Here is a 20,855-nt window from a genome sequence, read left to right on the forward strand (position 1 = left end):
TGCAAATGCCGAGTACGGCCACGAACTTCTACACGCGCCTTGCGCCAGCCTGTGCGCTCACGCCAAACTTCCTGGGGTATGGGTGCCGGATGACCATATTTCCGATTGGGCCTCATGTCCCTCCCTGGCAGGAAGAACAGGCGCCGATTTTTGGCGCTGCGGGCCATCAGGATGACGCCTTGAGGTAAGTGTCGCCATAAGTTGACCCGGTCATAGCGTCCATCACCCACAAACAAGATCAGTAAAGTCCCGCACCCCAACTCCGCCGGGGCCAACGACGGGCGCGAGGCCTGCGCCTTTTACTCTCCCCGCCGGGCAATGAAAGCCAGCGCCTCTTCCCTGCTGCGCACGTCCCCCGCGGCCTGGGCTTCCCGCAGGGCTTCCAGGGCCTGCCCCACCTGAGGGCCGGGGGAAAGCCCCAACAGCGCCATGACCTCGTCGCCGGAAAGCAGCAGCGGCGGGGCAACCACCTCGTCGTGCTGCTCCCACCACGCGGCCAGCAGCACCCGGGCGGCTTCCAGATGCTGCTGCCAGAGGTCGTGAGGCAGCCGCGGCCCGTAAGCCGCCATGGTTTCGGCCAACACCAGCAGCACGGCATCCACCCCTGCTTCGCCGGCGGAGCGGTAATAACGGTACACCTCCCGACGGGAAGGCAAGGCCTTCGCGGCGGTCAGACGGCGGGCTTCCGCCGCCGCGCGCAGCACGGTTTCCAGACGACGGGCTTCGGCATTGCTGAGGCGCAGGGCACGGGCACGTTCCGCCGCCAAACGCCCCGCAGCGGCGCCAAACAGCCCCTCCCCGGCGAGGAAGCCGGTGGGGTGGTAAAGCGCCGCGAGCAAGAGCAGCGCCTGCAGGGGCCTCTCAGGGTGACTGCCCGCCGCCAGGTGGGATGCCAGGCGGTAGCGATAGCGGCCAATGCGCACCATCACGTAGCCAAGGGCAAAATCGGCGGCCTTTTCCTGCTCGTAGGCCGGTGCAAGGGCATCCAGCAGGGCGGCAAGGCGTTCAGCAGTGCGCATGGCGTGCTGCCAAGCATCGGCCTGATAGGGCGGGGGCAGCGCCACGCCGTGCAGGCGGGGGAGTTCCGGCAGCAGATAAGGCAGCACGCCGAGGGCATCCAGCGCCTTGAGAGGGGCGGTGGGGTGAGGGCTTTCCAGCATGCGGAAGAGTTCATCGCGCAGGCGCTCGGGGCTGACGTCTTCCAGCAGCGGCACGGCAGCCTGCATCAGGCGGCGCGTGGGGGGCGCAATGCGGAAGCCGAGGGAGGCGGCCAGCCGGGGCCCGCGCAACACCCGCAGAGGGTCGGCCACAAAAGTGGACGGACTGCACGCGCGCAGGATTTTGTCCTTCAGATCGCGCAGGCCGCCGGTGGGGTCGTGCAGGCGGTCAGGGTGGTGCAGCGAGACGGCCAGCGCGTTGACGGTGAAATCGCGGGCGCGCAGGTCGGCTTCCAGGGTGGGGCCGCGGTAGGCCGCCACATCCACCACATAGCGCCCTTCAGGCGTTTCCAGCAGCACGCGGCCGGTGTCTCGCCCGGCATCCAGCGCATAAAAATCGCCGCCGAGGGCATTCGCCAAGCGGCGCGCCAAGCGCAAACCACCGCGGGGCACTACAAGGTCAATATCATGGCTGCGGCGGTTGAGGAAAGCATCGCGCACCGTGCCCCCCACCAGATAAGCCTCGGTTTCCGGGGGGACCACGGCGCGCAGACGAGCGACAATTGCAGGGAATGGCGGGAGCATGGGGGTCAGTCGTCTTCCGGCGGGCGGTAGCGTTCCAGGTCGGGCACCGCGATGAACGGCAGGTTGCGGTAGTATTCGTCCATGTCCAGCCCGTAGCCAAAGACGAATTCGTTGGGAATCACAAAGCCACTGTAGTGGATGGGTACTTCGACTTCACGGCGCTCGGCTTTGTCAAGCAGGGTGCACACCTTGAGGGATTTGGGCTGGCGCAGCGAGAGGATGTTGAGCACCTCGGCGATGGTATGGCCGCTGTCGATGATGTCTTCCACCAGCAACACATGGCGGTTGGTGATGCTGGTTTGCAAGTCCATCGTCAGCCGCACCCGCCCGGCGCTCTGGCGCGCGCCCGCGCCGTAAGAGGAAATCGCCATGAAGTCGATGGCGTGGGGCACGGTGATGTGCTTCATCAGGTCAGTGAGGAACATCACGCCGCCGCGCAGAATGCACACCAGCAACAGTTCTTCGCCGGCGTAATCGCGGCTGATTTCCGCACCCAGTTCGGCGATGCGCGCCATCAGGCGGTCTTCGGGGATCAGAATTTTGGCAAGGAAGTCGTGATAGTCCTGGATGGGCATGGGCAATTCTCGTTGGGGAAGATGGATTCAGCCTGGCAGGGGGAAACCACAAATTTCACAGAGTTCGCAGAAAAATATCCGCCGCTTTCACAAATTTACACCGATTAGACAGGGAGCAAGCGACGGCTCAATTTTCAACACCGGCCGCCTGCAAGGCACGCGCCAGCAGGTCGCCGACATGGAGTTCGCCAGCCCATTGCTGCAGATAATTCAGGTCCAGATCGCCCGCGCGCACTTTCAACACACCGAGTACATCGCGCCACTGGCGCTCGGAAACCTCACCGCCCTGCCGATACCATTCCAGTTTGGAGAGGATGATGTCTTCGGGGCTGGCAAATCTCGCACTGACCTCAGTTTCCAAAGTAAAGGATTGCCTTTGAGCACGTGCCAGTTGGGAACGCAGAAAAGGACGCTGGCGGGGGACAAAAATGTCAACCTTGAACATGGTCTCGCGATGGATAATATTGAAACTGGCATGGCGTCGAATAGCCTCGGCAATCATCCGCTCGTCTATGTAAAATTCGCCTTGCAAAGCAGCCACAAAAGGAGATAGATGTTCAAGTCGCATCTCGGCCACGATGTCCGCGTCTTGGGTGAGACGTATCATACCGTAAAGGATAGAAGCCAACGAGCCGCCAATGAGGTAAGGGACGCCCAGTTGTTCAAACACCCGCGTTACCTTGAGCGTAACTTCCAAAGGCTCATTTTGCATCGGGCAAATCTCCATAAACTTCGTGTGCCAGATCCTCCCCTAAAAGCAAAGCGGCCAACCTACGGCGCAGTTCGGCTTCGGAGGCTTGAGGATAGCGAGCACGCAACCCTGCCAACGCCAATCGTCGGGCAGAGACATTCAATTGCGCCAGCATGTTCATCTTGTGAGTAGGGCTGGCTTGCCGCCAGAGTTCAATCTGCAAAGCCTCTACCTCGGGATCGGTATCCGAATACAGTCCGCTCACGCCTTCGCTCCCAAACAATCTGCCAATTGCCCGAATTTACCCAAGAGATCTGCAAACAATCTGTGCCAATCTGCGTAATCTGCGGTCTTTATTCGCCCAATTTCTCCTCAACCCACCCGGCCACTGCGGCTAAGGCCTCATCCAGCCGCGCGGGGTCTTTGCCGCCAGCCTGGGCTAAGGTGGGCTTGCCGCCGCCGCCGCCGCCCACGAAGCTCGCCACGAATTTCGCCAGTTCGCCCGCGTGCAGGCCCTTTTTCGTCAGCGGCTGGCTCACCGCGGCAATGATGAGCGGGCGTCCGTTGCTCACGGTCGTAAGCACGGCTACGCCTTCGGGGTGTTGCTGGCGGAAGCGGTCGGCCAAGCGGCGCAGGGCATCGGCGTCGGCATCGGGCACGCGCACCGCCAGCACGGGCACGCCCGCCACGTGCGGCGGCTCGGCAATCTGCCGCTCCACCGCGGCTTCAGCCACACGGCGGCGCAAGGCGGTCGCCTCTTTGCGGGCTTCGGTCAGTTCCGCCTGCAAGTGCGCTACCTTTTCGGGCACGCCCTCGGGCGGCGATTTCAGCAGCGCGGCGGCTTCTTCCAGCGCGTCCATGCGCCCGCGGGCAAAGCGGTATGCTCCGCGACCCGTCACGGCTTCAATGCGGCGCACGCCCGCCGCGGCGCTACCCTCGCTCACGATGAAGAACGCGCCGATGTCGGCGGTGCGGCGGGCGTGCGTGCCGCCGCACAGTTCGCGGGAAATCGGCTCCGCGTCGCCGATGGTGATGGTGCGCACAATTTCGCCGTATTTTTCGCCGAAAAGCGCCATCGCGCCCTCGGCAATGGCTTCCTCGCGCTTCTTGAAGGCCACCTGCACGGGGTAATCGGCGGCGATCGCGTCGTTCACCCACTGCTCAATGCGGCGCAACTGCTCGCGGGTCAGGGCTTCGGGGTGAGTGAAGTCAAAGCGCAGGCGGTCGGGAGCGACCAGCGAACCCGCCTGCCGGGCGTGCTCGCCCAAAATCGCGTGCAGGGCGGCGTGCAGCAGGTGGGTCGCGGTGTGGTTGCGCATGATGTCCTTGCGGCGGGAAGCGTCCACCGCGGCAAGGGCAACGTCGCCCACGCGGGGCGTGCCCTTCACCACCTCGCCGATGTGCACAATCAGGCCCGCGGCAGGCTTGCGGGTGTCGGTCACACGGATTTCCCAGCGGGGCTCGGCCACCGAAACAATCGTACCGGTGTCGGAAACCTGACCGCCCGATTCCACATAGAAGCACGTTTCGGGCAGAATCACGCCCACGATGTCGCCTGCGGCCGCGCTTTCCACGGGCTGGTTGTCTTTCATCAGCGCGAGCACCTCGCCCTCCACTTCCAGCGCGCCGTAGGGGTCGTAGCGCACGCCTTCGGGCGGCAGTTTGCCCTCGGCTTGCAGGCGCTCGGCAAGGGCGCGGTAGGCGTCCACGTCGTCTTCCACCAACGGGCCAAAGGCCTTGCCCTTGCCCGAAGCCACGCGGTGCACTTCCATCGCTTTGTGGAAGCCAGCTTCGTCCACGTCCATGCTGTGCTCGCGGGCGATATCGCGGGTGATTTCCAGCGGCAGGCCGTAGGTGGCGTAGAGTTGGAAGGCATCCTCGCCGCCGATGATGCGCTTGCCCTCGGCCTGCAGGCGCGCCATCAGGTCTTCCAGATAAGCGGTGCCGGTTTCCACCGTGCGGGCGAAGCGGACTTCCTCGCGGGTGATGGTTTCCAGAATCGCGTCGCGGTGCTTGACGATTTCGGGGTAAACATGCCCAAAGCGTTCAATCACGGTTTCGGCAACCTGCGCCATGAACGGCTCGGTAAAGCCGATTTTGGCGCCAAAGCGGGCGGCGCGGCGGATGATCATGCGGCAGACATAGTTGCGGCTTTCGTTGCCGGGCACCACGCCGTCGCCGATGAGGAAGGTGGCCGCGCGGGTGTGGTCGGCGACCACGCGGTAGGCGACCAAGTGCTCCTGCCGCTGGGCATCGGTGTGCCCCGCCAGCCGCTGGATGGTATCCATGATGGGCGTGAAAAGGTCGGTGTCGTAGGAATTGTCCACGCCCTGCAAAATCATGGTGATGCGCTCCAGCCCCATGCCGGTATCCACGCCGTGCTTGGGCAGTGGGGAACGGGAGCCGTCCGGCGCCTGATTGAACTGCATGAAGACCAAGTTCCAGATTTCCAAGAAGCGGTCTTCGGGGTTATCGTCCAAGTGGTAGGCAAGTTCCTCGCCGTAAAGTTGGCCGCGCTCGGGGAAGAAATCGTAGTGGATTTCGGAAGTGGGGCCGCAGGGGCCGACGTCGGCCATCTGCCAGAAATTGGTGGCATCGCCCAACCGGGCAACCCGTTCCGCGGGCACGCCCACTTCCTCCACCCAGATGCGGTAGGCTTCGTCGTCGGAATGGTGCACGGTGAAGTACAGCCGCTCGGGGGGGAGGCCGTAAACTTTGGTGAGCAGTTCATACGCCCAGGTGATGGCTTCGCGTTTGAAATAATCGCCGAAGGAAAAATTGCCTAGCATTTCAAAGAAAGTGTGGTGGCGGGGGCTGGGACCGACGTTTTCCAGGTCGTTGTGCTTGCCCGAAACCCGCATACAGCGCTGCACGGTGGTGGCGCGGGTGTAGGGGCGCTTGTCCAGGCCGAGGAAAACGTCTTTGAACTGCACCATGCCGGCGTTGGTGAAAAGCAACGTCTGGTCGCCGCCGGGCACAAGCGAAGAGGAAGGCACGATGGTGTGCCCCTTGGATTCAAAGAATTTGAGGAAGGCGTCGCGAATCTGGTCGCCGGTCATTTTTTTGTCGGGCATGGTGGAACCTCGTGGTTGGAATTGGGAGAATTATACCGCGAGGCCGGGCCTCGCGTCGTCTTCACACACTCACCTTTCGGAAAAGGAAAGAAGGAATATGCTGAATGGTCAGCATCAACCAGCGCCAGCGGGCGGGGGTGTAGATCACCTGCTTGCGCCTGCGGATGGCTTTGGCAATGTCGGCCGCGGCCTGCTCGGGGGAAATCACCCAAAACGCGCCGCCGCCCGCGGCCTGCAGCATGGGCGTATCCACAAAACCGGGCTTGACGGTGAGCACATGCACGCCGTGGCGGCTGAGGCGGTTGCGCAGGCTTTCCAGGTAGTTGGTCAACCCCGCCTTGCTGGCCTGATAAGCCGGGTTTTTCACGCGCCCACGGTCGCCTGCCACGGAGGAAATGCCCACAATGTGCCCTTCGCCCTGGGTCTGGAAATAGGCTGCTGCCTGCCCCAGCCAGGCCACTGCACCCAACAGATTGGTTTCCAGCATCGGGCGGTCTTTGGCGAAATCATATTCATCGGCAGCCACCGGATGCAACACGCCTGCGGCGTACACCACCACGTCCACCCGCCCCATCGCGGCCAGGATGCGCTGGAAAAGGCCGGGGATGGCGTCGTAGTCGGTGACGTCGTGGGGGAAGACGTGAGGGCGCCCGGCATTTCCCGCCGCAGCCACACGCTCGGCCACGGCCTGGAGGGCGTCTTCCCGCCGGGCCAGCAACGCCAGCCGGTAGCCATCGGCAGCAAGGCGGTGTGCCAGGGCAGCGCCAATGCCCGACGACGCGCCAACAATCACCGCCACGGGGGGCGTCAACAAAGGGGAAGTGGAAGTCATAGAGGCTCTCCTGGACTCATGGTTTCGGTTTTCTCAGCCGCCGCGCCCGCCAGCCGTTCCCATGCCTGTTGAGCAAGGGCAGGTACGATTTCGTAGCCCACGCCGTGGCGCCCCAGGTCGCGCGCCGCGAGCAGGGTCGTGCCGCTGCCGAGGAAGGGATCGAGCACGGTTTCGCCCACGAAACTGTAGGCGCGAATCAGGCGGGCAGGCAGGTCGTAAGGGAAGGGCGCAACATGGCTGCGACGGCTGCCGCTGCCTTCCGGTTTCAGCAGCCAGACATCGCTTTTCTTGATTTCCAGCCAGAAAGCCTTGTCGAGCCGTGAGGCTTCCCGCTGCTCAGGGGTGAGGTGGGCATATTTGCGGTAGCCTTTGGGGGCAGGCTTTTCAAATTCCAGGATGAACTCGTGGGCAAAGTTGAGCAGGATGCCACCGGGGTAAGGGTAAGTGCCGAAATGGGCGCGCACCGAGTTGGCCTTGTGCCAGACGATTTCCCGCTTGAAAATGAAACCAATGCTCTCGCAAAGGTCAATGGTCTTGCCCACCAGGTTGAGGGTGCGAAAGGTGCCGTCCTGGCGCACCGGCAGGTTCATCAGGTTGATAAACGCCTTGCGCCCGGGCTGCAGCACCCGATAAACCTCTGCCCACACTTTGCCGATTTCCGCGAGCCAGGTTTCCAGATCGTGGATGTCGCCCAAATTGCCCGGCAACGGCCCGGCAGCGTACATCTTGGCGTCGAAATAAGGCGGCGAAGTGACCATCAAATGCACACTGCCGTCGGCGAGGTGATGCATGTGACGGGCATCGGCCACGAAAATGCGCTGGCGGGTGCCGTTGCCCTCGGCTTCCAGCACTTCCACGGCGGGTGCGGCTTCGCCCGCAGGCCCCGGAAAGCGGCCTTCCTGCACCAGGCGCAGGAGGTCGGCGCGGTCGAAGCGGTGCTGACCGCTGGCAGCGCGGTGAGTCGGCACGATGCCTTCCCGGATGGCAGCCTGCACGGCAGCCACCGGCACGCCCAGTACCCGCGCAGCCTCCCCCACCGAGAGGTAGCGGCGGGCGGCGTAATCTTCCGCAGGGCGGCGCGCATTCATGCACCAATTGTATCATCGCTGCGTCGCCTCTAACACAATGCTAATCTCCCTCTTATACGCTTCTTACACCCCTCGGCTACCCTAAAGACGGCAGAGATATCACCGCCGACGGCCGACGCGCGCCGTGCGGCCGCGGCGTTTCCCAAAGGAGGACCAACCATGAACCTGGAAAAATACACGCAGAAATCGCGTGAAGCCATCTTCGCCGCCCAACGGCTGGCGCAGGAACTCAATCACCAGACCATCGAACCCGCCCACCTGCTGCTGGCGCTGTTGCAGCAGGAAGAAGGCGTGGTGCCGGCCATCGTGACCAAGATCGCGGGCAGCACCGAGGCGCTGCGCAACGACTTGCGCAACGACCTGGAAAACCGCCCCAAGATGTATGGCGCGGCTACCGAAGTTGGGCTTTCCCGCCCGGCAGCTGACGTGCTGGAAGCCGCCGAGCGCTACGCCCGCGGGATGCAGGACGATTACGTCTCCACCGAGCACATCCTGCTCGGCCTGACCGAAAGCGTGGAAGGCCAGCGCCTGCAACGCTATGGCATTACCAAAGACGCCATCCTGAAAGCATTGGTGGAAATCCGCGGCACCCAGCGGGTGACTTCCGAGAACCCCGAAGCCACCTATCAGGCGCTGGAAAAATACGGGCGTGACCTCACCGCCCTCGCCCGCCAGGGCAAACTCGACCCCGTAATTGGCCGCGACGAGGAAATTCGCCGCGTCATCCAGATTCTCTCGCGCCGCACCAAGAACAACCCCGCGCTGGTTGGTGAGCCTGGTGTAGGCAAGACCGCCATCGTGGAAGGCCTCGCCCAGCGCATCGTCAACGGCGACGTGCCCGAAGGCCTGAAACACAAACGCATCATCCAACTCGACATGGGTTCGCTGATTGCCGGGGCGAAATATCGCGGCGAGTTCGAGGAACGCCTGAAAGCCGTGCTCAAGGAAATCGTGGATTCCAACGGCGAAATCATCCTCTTCGTAGACGAAATGCACACGGTGGTCGGCGCGGGCAAGGCCGAGGGCGCAATGGACGCGGGCAACATGCTCAAGCCCATGCTCGCCCGCGGCGAACTCCGCATGATTGGCGCGACCACCTTAGACGAATACCGCAAATACATTGAAAAAGACCCGGCCTTAGAGCGCCGCTTCCAACCTGTGCTGGTGGAAGAACCCAGCGTGGAAGACACCATCAGCATCCTGCGCGGGCTGAAAGAACGTTACGAGGTTTATCACGGCGTGCGCATCACCGACGCCGCGGTGATTGCTGCCGCGACCCTCAGCCACCGCTACATCACCGACCGCTTCCTGCCCGACAAGGCCATCGACCTGATTGACGAAGCGGCGGCCCGCCTGCGCACCGAGATCGATTCCAAGCCTGAAGTGCTCGACGAAATCGAGCGCCAGATTTTGCAACTGGAAATCGAGCGCGAAGCGCTGAAGAAAGAGAAAGACAAGGCTTCCAAAGCCCGTCTGAAAACCATTGAACAGGAACTGGCTGAACTGCAGGAAAAGGCGCAAGCCCTGCGCGCCCGCTGGCAGGCTGAAAAGCAGGCCATCGAAGAACTGCACAGCATCAAAGAGCAAATCGAGCAAACCCGCGTGGAGATCGAACGCGCTGAGCGCCAGGCCGACCTCGAAAAAGTAGCCCGCCTGCGCTATGGCGTGCTGCGCGAACTGGAAGAAAAACTCAAAGCCCAGGAAGAAAAACTCAAACAGTTGCAGGCCGAAGGCTCGCTGCTCAAAGAGGAAGTCGACGCAGAAGAGATCGCCAAAGTGGTCTCCTCGTGGACGGGCATCCCGATTTCCCGCCTGCTGGAAAGCGAGCGCGAGAAACTTCTGCACATGGAAGAACGCCTCCACCAGCGCGTGGTGGGGCAAGACCATGCCATCAAAGCGGTGGCGAACGCGGTACGCCGCGCCCGCGCTGGCCTGCAAGACCCCAACCGCCCCATCGGGTCGTTCATCTTTCTCGGCCCTACGGGCGTGGGCAAAACCGAACTGGCGCGCGCCCTGGCCGAATTCCTGTTCGACGATGAGCACGCGATGATTCGCATCGACATGAGCGAATATCAGGAAAAGCACACCGTCTCGCGGCTCATCGGCGCGCCGCCCGGCTATGTAGGCCATGAGGAAGGCGGCCAACTGACGGAAGCCGTCCGGCGGCGGCCTTACAGCGTGGTGCTCTTCGACGAAATCGAAAAAGCCCACCGCGAGGTCTTCAACGTGCTGCTGCAACTGCTGGACGATGGCCGCCTGACCGACGGCAAAGGCCGCACGGTGGACTTCCGCAACACCATCGTGATCATGACCAGCAACCTGGGCAGCGAACTGTGGCTGGAAGGCCATCGCGAGATTCCGCGCGACGAGATCAACCGCATCCTGCAACGGCACTTCCGCCCTGAGTTCCTCAACCGCATTGACGATATCATCGTCTTCCACCCGCTCACCAAGGAAGATTTGGTGAAAATCGTGGACATCCAACTGCGCCGCATGGCACAGCTGCTGGAAGACCGCGGCTTCAAACTGGAAGTCACCGATGCGGCGAAAGAATACCTGGCCGAAGTGGGCTACGACCCCGACTTTGGCGCCCGCCCGCTCAAACGCGCCATCCAGCGCGAACTGCAAGACCCGTTAGCGATGCAGATCCTTGCGGGCGAGTTCAAGGAAGGCGACACCATCCGGGTGGATCGCGGCCCCGAAGGGCTGACCTTCACCGCCGTGGCCGAAGCCGAGGTGGTGGCGTAAAGTCAAAGACTTCCGAGGTTTCCCAACCTCGGAAGTCTTTTTTTGTCGGGAAACACGGCCACCTGTGCCGCAACGGTACCGGAGCGCCTCTGTTCAGAATCCGGTATACCTTCAACGGCCCCCACGCGCCCGCCTCACGGCGTGGTGGGGAGCACCCGCAACACACCGTAGGTGTACTGCTTGTCAATGATGGTTATCACCACGTCGGCGTGCCATCGCCTGCCATCGGGGGCAGTGTAAGTAGCCTGGAGCCAATAACCCACGTCGCCCAGCGCCCCCTGGCCGGTAATTTGCCACTTCTTCGACTGCAATTGCCCGGCAAAGGCCTTGCCCTGGGCAAGGGGGGAAAGGTCAGCCCACCAGGACGAATAAGCGACATAGCCCCTGGAAAAACCCTCGTTCCCAAGGAGGCTCAACCCACCGCCGGATTCCTGAACTTTGGAACCCAAAACGAGTTGCACGATCGGCGCCGAATGAGCCTGCGCCCGATCATGCCACGGGCCGCCCGACAGGCAAGCATGGCCGGTCGTCGCAAACTCCCACTGCACGCGGGTGTGCCCCGAGGGGATTTCTGCGTAATTTGCCATCAGGGAAGCGCTTCCCGCGCCGCAAAACAGGTCAAAGTGCACCGGAGGGGAAGGGGGAACAAAACCCACCTCATCGGCTTCCGTCTGGGGGAACGGTGTGGCCTTCCACCCTGCAGCGGAAAGCAGGTTGCCGAGCGCGCTTTTGGCCTGGGCCGGGCTTTGCGGCACGCTGAAAACCATCTTCCACGACTTGCTGCCGTCCGGATAAACGGTCTTCTGGACCTGCCGCCATGTCGCCTCGGGCGGCTTGGGCACTCCCTGCGGCCAGGAGGAAGGCGCAGTCGCAACCCAAACCTCCCGCGGCCTGGCGAAGTAAGGGTCCCAGTGGCTCAGTGCGAGGGCACGGCGCAAGGCAAGCACATCATCGGTGCGGCCGTGGAGCACAGGGGACGCAAGCCGAGGCGGAGCACTCGGCTGCGTACCGACGACGCCGTTCCACAACCACACATCAAAGAGAGGGGCTTTGCCCACCACAAGGAGCATTGCGTTGGGCAAAGACGCGTCCTTTTTGGAAGCCCGAATGACCGCGGCTTCCCCTTCGTTCATCTTTGCCTGGGCCTGCGTGAGGATTTGCCACCCTTGCGCACTGAGTTGCTGGCTGAAACCGCCGACCAGCGCAGCAATGCCCTGGGGGCTGGAAAACCGCCGCTTGAAGACCCATTCACCCGGGCCGCCGCTGCTCCCTTCGCCCTCCACGGCGCGAGTGCCTTCCGGCGCCTGCAGGGCGGGTGCATCTTTCGGGGGCTGCACAATCAGAGGGGAAGGCTCACAGGGCATCCCCTCCCCTTTCTCCCTCGGCCGATAATTCACGCTGGCAATGGCATGGTCGGCACCAACGGCAGTGACGATAAAATCGACCTCCTTGTCTTCGGAAGGGGAACACCAGCGAATTTCCGCTGTCTGCGCGCCGAGCACCCCGCTTTCGGACGGCGCCTGTTTCCAGCCCTGCTGCTGCAACAGGGCTTGATAGGCTTCCTTCCACGCATCGGCAGCCTGGGGAATATCCAAATACAGGCTCCATCCATCGCCGTAAGGCATGGATGCCCGCGTGGCAAGCACCAACCACCCTTCTTGCGGCCAGGGCACATCAATGGGCAGAGCCTCAGGCCACGCCGCCACCCAGACTTCCTCAACGTAGCGAAGGCTTCCCTGAAGCGCCTGCCGCAAGGCAGCGGGGTTATCCAACGCGCCGTGAAGCGCGGGAAGAGGCGGGGAATCCCATGGCAGGGTCGCATCTTTGGGCAGCGGCGGGAAAGGGCGAGGCGCCGTGGGGCTGGGCTGCGGCGTAGGGGTTGGAGGAACAGCGGACGTGGCCGAAGGCACGGGCGAAGGGCGCACCGTAGCCGCGGCCATGGGCAAGCCGGTGGGTGAAGGAGAAGCCTGCGGCGCAGCCTGGCAGGCAGCCATGACAACGGCCAGCACACCCGAAAGGACAAACAACAAGAAGAGAACACGCTTTGGGAATCTCATTTGAGCCTCCTCAATAGGGAACGGGGAGAGGAGCCACAAATTGGTGAATGAAGAAGGGCATCAGTGCATCACCATCCCCCCCTCACCTGCCTCGGGAAAGTGCGCTATTGGCATTCTACCACAACCCACCTGCCGGAGAAAAAGGCCACAAAGTGCCCCGCCTCCATGTTACAATTATTTCATGGCCACCCAACCACGCATTGTCTTCATGGGTTCCCCCGAATTTGCCGTGCCCACGCTGCAGGCGCTGGCAGAAGTCTACCCCGTGGTGGGCGTCGTGACCCAGCCCGACAAACCCGCCGGGCGCGGCCGCAAGCCCACCCCCCCGCCGGTCAAGCGCGTTGCCGAGGCCCTGGGCCTGCCCGTGATGCAGCCCCGCCGCCTGCGCGCCCCCGAAGCCTACGAACAACTGGCCGCCTGGCAGCCCGACCTCATCGTCGTAGCCGCTTACGGCCAGATTTTACGCCCCAACGTCCTTGCCCTGCCTCGCTACGGCTGCATCAACGTCCACGCCTCGCTGCTTCCCCGCTGGCGCGGCGCTTCCCCCATCCAGCACGCCATCCTCCACGGCGACGCCGAAACCGGCATCACCATCATGCTGATGGACGAAGGCATGGACACCGGCCCCATCCTCACCCAGGAAGCCCTGCCCATCGCCCCCGACGACACCGCGGGCACACTGAGCGCCAAACTTTCCCAACTTGGCGCCCGCCTGCTGCTGGAAACTTTGCCCGGCTACCTGGAAGGCCGCATCCGCCCCCGCCCGCAGCCCGAGGAAGGCGTGACCTACGCCCCCTTGCTGAAAAAAGCCGACGGCGAACTGGATTTCACCCAACCTGCGGAAGCCCTGGCGCGGCGGGTACGCGCCTTCAACCCCTGGCCGGGCGCCTTCACCGTTTGGAAAGACCGCCCCCTGAAAATTCACCGCGCCCACGCTGCGCCGTTAGCCTCGCCCGGCGCAGGCGTGCGGTTGATTGTGGAGGGACGGCCTGCCATCGGCACGGGCGAAGGCGTGCTGGTGCTGGACGAAGTACAGCCGGCGGGCAAAAAACCCATGCCGGGGGAAGTTTTCCTGCGCGGTGCTCGCGGCTGGGAAGAATAAAAAAAGCCATTGCTTACCAGACATGCAAAACAAAACCGCCGGGCCTACAAGGCTCGGCGGTTTTTCTGCGCCCCCGGCGCGACTCGAACGCGCAACCTACGGATTCGAAGTCCGGCGCTCTGTCCATTGAGCTACGGGGGCAACGGTCAAATTATACCATCACCATCACTCGCCTGCCTGCGCCCGCAACTGCGCCAGGGCTTCGCGATAGGCGTCGGCATCGGGTGGCTCTAACGCCAAAATTGTCTCGACCGCACGGATGGCATCTTCCACCTGCCCGCTATCTAAGAATTTCTCGCCCGCGGTGTCGTAGGCACGAATGGCTTCCTGCTTCTGCCCCAACGCCGCGTATACCTGCCCCAGCCGCAAGTCGATGTCGCCCACGTTCGGATGGGCTTCACGCAGGTCGTTGAGCAAAGTCAGCACCTGGGCCAGATCGTCGTTGCGGCGCAGGTAACGAATGTAATCATCCAGTTCGGCCATCGCCTGCCTGACACGCCCCAGTTTGAGTTGCAAATCAATCAGTTTGGCGCGCACTTCCCGGTCTTCCGGCTCTAACGTGCGGATCTGCTCGTACATCAGGGCCGCCTGACGCCAATCCAGTTGCTGTTCAGCCAGGTCGGCCAACTGCCGCAAGATCTGGCGCTGCCACACCTGCCCTTTCGGCAAGCGTTGGGCCAGTTTCAGGGCGCGTTCGTAGGCCTGGCGCGCCTTTTGAAGTTCCGCCAGTTGATAGTGGGCGTCGGCCATCTGCATGTAATGGGCAATGGCTTCTTCCAGTTTGTTCTGGCGCACCAACGCTTCGATCAGGCGGGCATGGGCTTCCACATGGGTGGGATTGAGTTCCAGTACCTTGCGGTAGAGATTCACCGCCTGGTCAGCGTTGCCACGGGCCAGATAGGTGCGCGCCACGGCGAGGTATTTTTCCTCGGCCACGTCGGTCATGCCACGCTCGGCCAAAATATCAGCCATCAAAATATGCAACGGCAGATAAGCGGGTGCATAGGCAAGCGCCAGTTGGGCTTCTTCCAACGCCGCGCCCCACGCCCCTCGATCCAGCAGGTTATGGATGGTGGTGAGGGCTTCCACGATGCGACCACTTTGGGCTTCCATCAACATATCGGCGAGAGGCAACAGCCCTGCGGCCTGTTTTTCTTGCATGAGCTGCTGGCGCGCCTGCGCTACCTGCTGCTGCCAGTCGGGTCGGGAAAGCAGTTGCTCGACGTTATCTGCAATGCGGGCCACCACTTCCTCGTCCACGTCGCTGCTGACCTGGGCAATGAGCGGTTCGTAAAGATGGCCTAACGCGTCGGCCTGTTCTGGCGGCGCGACGCTCATATCGGCCAGGCGCAGGGCTTCGAGGTAATGCTGTGCGGCCTCGGCTTGCTTGCCGAGTTTGCGGTGGGCGCGTGCGGCCAGCAGGTGGCTCGCAAGGGCAAAATCAGGGTGCGCCATCGATTTTTGCAAATAACGCAGCGCCTCGTCGGGTTCGCCGGTTTCCAGCAGCAGGAAGCCCAGGTCAAAATAGGCCGCGGCGTGGTCAAGGCCTGCCGAAATGGCACGGCGCAGTTCTTCCGCAGCCTGGGCATAATTACCGCGAGTTTGTTCATCCACCACCTGGCCGAGCAGCAACAGGATACGGCTGCGCTGCTGCCGGCGCGCTGTGGGGCTGGTCAACCCCTGCATCAACGCATCCAGGCTGGTATGCCCGCGCGAGCCCCCCGCGCTTTCCTGCCCTTCGGCCTGCTCAAACAGCACTTCGGCCAGGCGGGTCAAGGCGCGGCGTTGGGCACGGGTGATGGGGTCTGCCGGAGGCTCTTTCTCGTCGTCGGTGTCTGCTGCTTCTGCCGCAGCCTGCGCGGTGGCTTCCCGAATTTTCGCCATGCGCAAGGGGTTAGTGCCACCTCGCGGGCGATGCGGCAAAGCAAGCAAAGTGCCCGTTTTGAGGGCCGCCAGCGCCTGCCGCACCTTAGGGTCGTTGGGCACCAGCGTCGCTGCCCGCTGCACCGCTCGGGTGGCTTCCTGCACCTTGCCCTGCCGCTGCAACAACGCCGCCACCGCCAGATATTCCTCCACAGCACGGTCCAGTTGCTTCAAACGATCGTAAATCAGTGCCAGGTGCGTATGAGCAGTCAAGTTTTCGGGGTCCAGCCGCAACACCCGCAGGTAATTATCCACCCCCCGCTTGGCCTCACCGCGACGCATGAACCGGTCGGCCGCCTGCAAAGCCGCCTGCACAGCGCGGCGCAAATGCCCCTGGCGCTCATAAATCTGCGCCATTTTTTCCCAGGGCACGGGGTCTTGCGGTGTCACCTTGGCCGCCTGCCCGTAAGCCTGCAAAGCGCCGTCGTAGTCATGGAGTTCAAAAAGCGCCAACCCCAAACTGGTCAGGGCCTGGTAATCATTGGGTTTGACCTCGAGGGCTTTGCGATAATGCTTCGCGGCGCGTTCCCATTCCAAATCCCACGCTGCGGAATGGCCAGCGTTCATACTCTCGTGGTACAGTTTTTCTGTATCGACCATGTTGCCTCCCCGGAAAGCGGCAGAAACGCTGCCGCATGGCGGCTCACACCCTCACAGGTGCCTGCCCAGCGCAGCGGCGAAGCACACACGTTGCGCCGCTTCCGCAGAAAACGCCCACCCCTCTCTTGCGCCCCGCCGCTGGGAAAGCCTGATTCGCGCGGGCGGGCGACGGCAGGCGTTATGAATGGCTGTTCAAGGCTTCGCGAGGTCGTCTCTCAGACCAAGGTTACCCTATTTTAGCAGATTTTCAAAGCATTCTGCCGCCCCTCACCCACGCATCCCCGTCCCGGCCCCGCGTGGCACACCAGGTCAGCCCCGCCAGCAACATCGCAGGCAGCGGCAAATACATCCAGAGGCTTTGCAACGGCTGGCCGTGTTGCCACGTCAGGGTCGCCAGGAACACCCACCAAAGCCCACCCCAAACCAGCCCCAACGCCAGCGAAACAGCGGCTATACGAATGCGAGGACGGCTTTTACGGAAAAGCAAAGCCAGCCATGCCACCAACGGCAAGAACAAAATCAAAAAGTTGCCGGGGTCGGTCGCGATCCCAATCCACTGGCTGGCAACCAGGGTCAGGTTATACGCCAGCAGCGGGAAGGCTTCGTGCCGGCTGCGCCACCACGCCCAGGCCAGCACGGCGCTCAACGCCGCCGTGACGCCCGCCCCCAGCCAGCGCCCGGCTACCGGGAACCATGCCCGCAACGCCGCCTGCAGGCTATTCGGCGGGGTGTATGAAGGATAGCGCAAGACCTCGCGCAGTTCCTCCAGCGGCCATCGCGGCAGCCACGCCATGCTCAACCCCATCAACACAACCAGCGTTCCCCCCAGCCCCCCCAACAGCCGCCAGCGGCGGCGGGAAAGCCCCCAAAACACGGCAAACGCCACCGGCAGCAAGGCCAGTTGCGGCTTGATGGTCGCCAGCGCCAGCAAAACGCCAGCCGCAGTCTCCCGCTTATTGCGCCAGGCCCATGCTGCACCGGTGAGGAAGGCAGCCACCCAAACCACGGCATTGCCGTTGATCACGGCCCGCACCGCTTCATACCACGTCAATGTAAAGACTACCAACAGCGCCAGCAGCCACGGCGGTGGTTTCCAGCGGACGACTGCCAAGGCCATCCCCAACATCACCACCAGCAGCACTTCCAGCACGGCGTTCCACACCCCGCGTGCGAGCGCGTAGTCGTCCACCAGGGCAAAAGGGGCAACCAGGCCGCAGGCGTAAAGAGGGTAAACCAGCCGCATTTGCCCTTCTTCCCCCCGCGCCGGGCGCCCATAGGCCAGCCGTTGGGCTTCGAGGGCCACGGCGTCGCTGTAGGGGTCACGGCCTTCCAAAAGCCAGGCGCGCGCCGCTACCCAATACACCATGAAATCATTGCCGCCGGGGTGCTGGCGGGCAAAACGCACATTGCCCCACACCAGCAGCAGCATCAGCAGCAACGCCAGAACGAACCAGGCTCCGCGTCGGGCCCAACGCCTTTCCACCGGCTAAAACCCCACCATCTGCAATGGCACTGGCGTAAACACCAACACCAACAACACCATGCCAAAAACAGCAATCGCCTTGCGCCGGCGGTCCAGCGGGGTAATCTGGTCCAGCGGCTCGGCGTAACGCCGCCCCAAAAAGAGCAACAGGAACGCCCACAGCCACCAGCCTTCCCACACAAAGCCGAGCAGCAAAAGCACGCCCATGAACGGCCAGAAAATGCGGCGGGCCTTGTCGCCCAGCAAGGCATAAAGCACGTGACCGCCGTCCAACGTGCCCAGCGGGATGAGATTGAGCGCCGTCACCAGGAAGCCCGCCCAGCCAGCCCATGCAACCGGATGCAGCATGACATCTTGCCCACCCAAGGGCAACGGATGGCCGGTAAAGAAGAACTTCAGCCAATAAGCCAGCGGCGAAAGGTTGCCATAGTGTGCGGGTGCAGGTAACCACTTGCCGAAAACCACCCATTTGGCGAGCAAATACAAGATGGAATTGCCTTCCAACATCAAGCCACCGCCGTGAGGCAACCAGGTGGGCAAAGGCTCGACGTGCGAAAGGCTCAACCCCAACAGCATCACCGGCACAGCCACGACCATCCCCGCCAACGGCCCTGCAATGCCAATGTCGAGCAGCACGCGGCGGTTGCGCGGTGGCGCTTTCAGGCTAATGAACGCCCCCAAGGTGCCAAACAGGCTAAAGGGAAAAGGCAGAAAATAGGGCAGCGTGACAGCCGTGCCGTGACGACGGGCAGCGAGGTAATGTCCAAACTCGTGGAAGAGCAAAATCGCCATCAGGCTGACGGTAAACGCCAGGCCGCCACCCAGGGCCTTCCGCAAAGCAGGCAAAGCGCCAGGGCCGAAATCGGCCGGGCCCTGATAGGCATACGACACACCGGCCGCAAACACGCTCAACACCGTAAGCACGAACAGCACCGCGTTCCACACCACCCGCGAAGGCTGCGGGCGCAGCAGGCCGGGCACCAGCAGCACCTCATGCCGGCTTTCCCGCCCAAAACGAAACAGCGGGGTAATTTCATAGGGCTGCAAGGCGGCCTCCAGCCGGTTATAAGCGGCCTCGGTATCGCCCAACACCTCACCCCGGAACCGCGCCAGCCAGCCGCGGCGTTGAGGGTCGCCCCAGGTAATGCTTTCCACCCGCATCACCCGGGCCACTAACGACGTCAAAACTTCCTGCTGCGAAAAAGGGGCCTCTGTGAACATCGTTCCTCCATCACCGAAGTGGTTTTAAGCATACCCGAAGGCCGCACCCAACGCAAGCGCCACACAGGGAACCTGGCCCGCCAACACAAAAGCCCCGCCGCAAGACGGGGCGTTGGGCGCTGTGGGCCCAGCAGGATTCGAACCTGCGACCAAGCGGTTATGAGCCGCCTGCTCTCACCGCTGAGCTATGGGCCCGGCAAAACGATAGCCGCCTCCGGTGGCCATCGGCACCGGGCGGCCACAGAGCGGGCGACGGGACTCGAACCCGCGAGTGACGGCTTGGAAGGCCGTTGCCTTACCACTTGGCGACGCCCGCATGAGATACACCTATTCTACCCACCCCACGCCTGCCGGTCAAGCCCCAACAGCCGCCACCACTTTTTACAAGGTGTTTACATCGCCATAATCCTCCCCTTACACCCGCGGGCTATGATAAAAGCGTTCTGACAAACCCCTCAACAGGAGGTTCCCCATGTTCAAGAAAAGTGTGTTCGGCTGGTTTTTAGCCCTGGCTCTTGCCCTGGTGGCGACCGTGGGCGCTTTCGCCGCGACCAGCAACGAAGGCACGCCACCTCCCGACCCCATTGCCCGCCCGGCGCGCCACATTGGGCAGGTCACGGCCGTCGGCGACAACACCTTCACCCTCAAACTGCTGGACGGTAAAACCGTGCAGATCGCCGTAGATGACGACACCCGCTTCCGCAAGGCTGGCGGTGGCGAGGCTTCTTTTGCCGACATCACGGTGGGGCGCTGGGTTGCTGGCGCTGTGAAACCGCCGCAGGAAGGCGAGGAAGGCGTTTTGCGCGCCCGGGTGGTGATTATCTTACCCGAAGATTTTGACCCCACCCGCTTGAAAAACATTCACCGCTACCCCGGCAAAGTGAGCACCGTTGGCAACGACAGCCTCACCATCCAGACCCGCGACGGGCAATCCCTCACCTTCGCCGTCACCGACCAGACCCGCTTCCGCAGCCGCGACGGCGCAGTGAAGGGCCTCGATGACCTCAAGCCCGAGATGCCCGTCCTCGTCATTGCCAAAGACGACAACGGCCAACTCACCGCCCTTGCCATCCTCGCCGGGGAACCTGAACGCCGCGGTGAGCGCCACATCGGCAAAGTCACCGCGGTGGGCAACGACAGCCTCACCATCCAGACCCGCGACGGGCAATCCCTCACCTTCGCCGTCACCGACCAGACCCGCTTCCGCAGCCGCGACGGCGCAGTGAAGAGCCTCGATGACCTCAAGCCCGAGATGCCCGTCCTCGTCATCGCCAAAGACGACAACGGCCAACTCACGGCCCTCGCGGTCTTCGCCGGGGAACCTGAACGCCGCGGTGAGCGTCACATCGGCAAAGTCACCGCGGTGGGCAACGACAGCCTCACCATCCAGACCCGCGACGGGCAATCCCTCACCTTCGCCGTCACCGACCAGACCCGCTTCCGCAGCCGCGATGGCGCAGTGAAGGGCCTCGATGACCTCAAGCCCGAGATGCCCGTCCTCGTCATTGCCAAAGACGACAACGGCCAACTCACCGCCCTCGCGGTCTTCGCAGGCCGCCCTCCTCAACCCGGCATCATGCCTGAACGCCCTGGCTGGCCCGGCCGTCCCGGCGATCAGCCGCCTGCCGCCGCCCCGCGCGGGTAAATTCTCTCCCCTGCTTCAAGCGAACAGCCCTGCACCTCGAGGTGCAGGGCTGTGGCCGTTTTAGAGAAACGGTT

Annotated in this window: 14 protein-coding genes and 3 tRNA genes; 3 read left to right on the forward strand and 14 right to left on the reverse strand. The window is 63.0% G+C overall.

The genetic code is table 11. The features are described 5' to 3' along the window. Positions 1 to 299 precede the first annotated feature (299 nt). The 7 genes from ENJ54_06910 to ENJ54_06940 all read right to left on the reverse strand — a co-directional run bounded on the left by ENJ54_06910 (position 300) and on the right by ENJ54_06940 (position 8,002). Positions 300 to 1,742 (reverse strand): CCA tRNA nucleotidyltransferase, encoded by a 1,443-nt coding sequence (locus ENJ54_06910; GenBank protein HFC09563.1) that lies wholly within the window; start codon positions 1,740 to 1,742, stop codon positions 300 to 302. 5 nt (positions 1,743 to 1,747) lie between these two features. Then, on the reverse strand, positions 1,748 to 2,317 hold the full coding sequence (gene hpt, locus ENJ54_06915) for a hypoxanthine phosphoribosyltransferase (GenBank protein ID HFC09564.1): 570 nt from the start codon (positions 2,315 to 2,317) through the stop codon (positions 1,748 to 1,750). Positions 2,318 to 2,444: 127 nt separating this feature from the next. Next, positions 2,445 to 3,029 (reverse strand): hypothetical protein, encoded by a 585-nt coding sequence (locus ENJ54_06920; GenBank protein ID HFC09565.1) that lies wholly within the window; start codon positions 3,027 to 3,029, stop codon positions 2,445 to 2,447. Further along, positions 3,019 to 3,273 (reverse strand): hypothetical protein, encoded by a 255-nt coding sequence (locus ENJ54_06925; protein ID HFC09566.1) that lies wholly within the window; start codon positions 3,271 to 3,273, stop codon positions 3,019 to 3,021. The genes ENJ54_06920 and ENJ54_06925 overlap by 11 nt, the downstream gene beginning before the upstream one ends. Positions 3,274 to 3,361: 88 nt before the next feature. Further along, on the reverse strand, positions 3,362 to 6,067 hold the full coding sequence (gene alaS / locus ENJ54_06930) for an alanine--tRNA ligase (protein HFC09567.1): 2,706 nt from the start codon (positions 6,065 to 6,067) through the stop codon (positions 3,362 to 3,364). Positions 6,068 to 6,143: 76 nt separating this feature from the next. Then, positions 6,144 to 6,914 (reverse strand): SDR family NAD(P)-dependent oxidoreductase, encoded by a 771-nt coding sequence (locus ENJ54_06935; protein ID HFC09568.1) that lies wholly within the window; start codon positions 6,912 to 6,914, stop codon positions 6,144 to 6,146. Continuing rightward, positions 6,911 to 8,002 (reverse strand): helix-turn-helix domain-containing protein, encoded by a 1,092-nt coding sequence (locus ENJ54_06940; GenBank protein ID HFC09569.1) that lies wholly within the window; start codon positions 8,000 to 8,002, stop codon positions 6,911 to 6,913. Before ENJ54_06940 ends, ENJ54_06935 begins: the two co-directional genes overlap by 4 nt. A gap of 159 nt (positions 8,003 to 8,161) precedes the next feature. Here ENJ54_06940 and clpB point away from each other — a divergent pair, with 159 nt between their 5' ends. Further along, a complete protein-coding gene (gene clpB / locus ENJ54_06945; GenBank protein ID HFC09570.1) occupies positions 8,162 to 10,750 on the forward strand; it encodes an ATP-dependent chaperone ClpB in 2,589 nt (862 codons plus the stop codon). 134 nt (positions 10,751 to 10,884) lie between these two features. Here the strand turns inward: clpB and ENJ54_06950 are convergent, their stop codons facing one another. Beyond that, a complete protein-coding gene (locus tag ENJ54_06950; protein HFC09571.1) occupies positions 10,885 to 12,807 on the reverse strand; it encodes a hypothetical protein in 1,923 nt (640 codons plus the stop codon). Positions 12,808 to 12,988: 181 nt separating this feature from the next. Between ENJ54_06950 and ENJ54_06955 the strand changes: the two genes are divergently transcribed. Then, positions 12,989 to 13,909: a methionyl-tRNA formyltransferase gene (locus ENJ54_06955; protein ID HFC09572.1), complete on the forward strand. Its 921-nt coding sequence runs from the start codon at positions 12,989 to 12,991 to the stop codon at positions 13,907 to 13,909. A 68-nt stretch (positions 13,910 to 13,977) separates the two neighbouring features. On the opposite strand, the gene ENJ54_06960 is transcribed toward ENJ54_06955, so the two are convergent. The 6 genes from ENJ54_06960 to ENJ54_06985 form a co-directional block, all read right to left on the reverse strand. Continuing rightward, a tRNA-Arg gene (locus tag ENJ54_06960) sits at positions 13,978 to 14,050 on the reverse strand. 24 nt (positions 14,051 to 14,074) lie between these two features. After that, on the reverse strand, positions 14,075 to 16,432 hold the full coding sequence (locus ENJ54_06965; protein HFC09573.1) for a tetratricopeptide repeat protein: 2,358 nt from the start codon (positions 16,430 to 16,432) through the stop codon (positions 14,075 to 14,077). Positions 16,433 to 16,679: 247 nt separating this feature from the next. After that, positions 16,680 to 17,915: a DUF2029 domain-containing protein gene (locus ENJ54_06970; protein HFC09574.1), complete on the reverse strand. Its 1,236-nt coding sequence runs from the start codon at positions 17,913 to 17,915 to the stop codon at positions 16,680 to 16,682. Between the two features lie 3 nt (positions 17,916 to 17,918). After that, complete coding sequence (locus tag ENJ54_06975) at positions 17,919 to 19,136, reverse strand: site-2 protease family protein (GenBank protein HFC09575.1); 1,218 nt, start codon at positions 19,134 to 19,136, stop codon at positions 17,919 to 17,921. A 122-nt stretch (positions 19,137 to 19,258) separates the two neighbouring features. Further along, positions 19,259 to 19,331, reverse strand: a tRNA-Met gene (locus ENJ54_06980). A 49-nt stretch (positions 19,332 to 19,380) separates the two neighbouring features. After that, positions 19,381 to 19,452: transfer RNA gene (locus ENJ54_06985), tRNA-Gly, on the reverse strand. Positions 19,453 to 19,608: 156 nt separating this feature from the next. Between ENJ54_06985 and ENJ54_06990 the strand changes: the two genes are divergently transcribed. After that, positions 19,609 to 20,781, forward strand: coding sequence for a hypothetical protein (locus tag ENJ54_06990; protein HFC09576.1), 1,173 nt, complete (start codon positions 19,609 to 19,611; stop codon positions 20,779 to 20,781). Positions 20,782 to 20,855: the final 74 nt, after the last annotated feature.

Source organism: Chloroflexota bacterium (assembly GCA_011322445.1).
GTDB lineage: Bacteria > Chloroflexota > Anaerolineae > Anaerolineales > DRMV01 > DRMV01.

Excerpts from the sequence above, each read along its gene's own strand:
- ENJ54_06910 (HFC09563.1), bottom strand. The coding sequence starts at position 1,742 with ATGCTCCCGCCATTCCCTGCAATTGTCGCTCGTCTGCGCGCCGTGGTC.
- hpt (HFC09564.1), bottom strand. The coding sequence starts at position 2,317 with ATGCCCATCCAGGACTATCACGACTTCCTTGCCAAAATTCTGATCCCC.
- ENJ54_06920 (HFC09565.1), bottom strand. The coding sequence starts at position 3,029 with ATGCAAAATGAGCCTTTGGAAGTTACGCTCAAGGTAACGCGGGTGTTT.
- alaS (HFC09567.1), bottom strand. The coding sequence starts at position 6,067 with ATGACCGGCGACCAGATTCGCGACGCCTTCCTCAAATTCTTTGAATCC.
- ENJ54_06935 (HFC09568.1), bottom strand. The coding sequence starts at position 6,914 with ATGACTTCCACTTCCCCTTTGTTGACGCCCCCCGTGGCGGTGATTGTT.
- ENJ54_06940 (HFC09569.1), bottom strand. The coding sequence starts at position 8,002 with ATGAATGCGCGCCGCCCTGCGGAAGATTACGCCGCCCGCCGCTACCTC.
- clpB (HFC09570.1), top strand. The coding sequence starts at position 8,162 with ATGAACCTGGAAAAATACACGCAGAAATCGCGTGAAGCCATCTTCGCC.
- ENJ54_06950 (HFC09571.1), bottom strand. The coding sequence starts at position 12,807 with ATGAGATTCCCAAAGCGTGTTCTCTTCTTGTTGTTTGTCCTTTCGGGT.
- ENJ54_06955 (HFC09572.1), top strand. The coding sequence starts at position 12,989 with ATGGCCACCCAACCACGCATTGTCTTCATGGGTTCCCCCGAATTTGCC.
- ENJ54_06965 (HFC09573.1), bottom strand. The coding sequence starts at position 16,432 with ATGGTCGATACAGAAAAACTGTACCACGAGAGTATGAACGCTGGCCAT.
- ENJ54_06975 (HFC09575.1), bottom strand. The coding sequence starts at position 19,136 with ATGTTCACAGAGGCCCCTTTTTCGCAGCAGGAAGTTTTGACGTCGTTA.
- ENJ54_06990 (HFC09576.1), top strand. The coding sequence starts at position 19,609 with ATGTTCAAGAAAAGTGTGTTCGGCTGGTTTTTAGCCCTGGCTCTTGCC.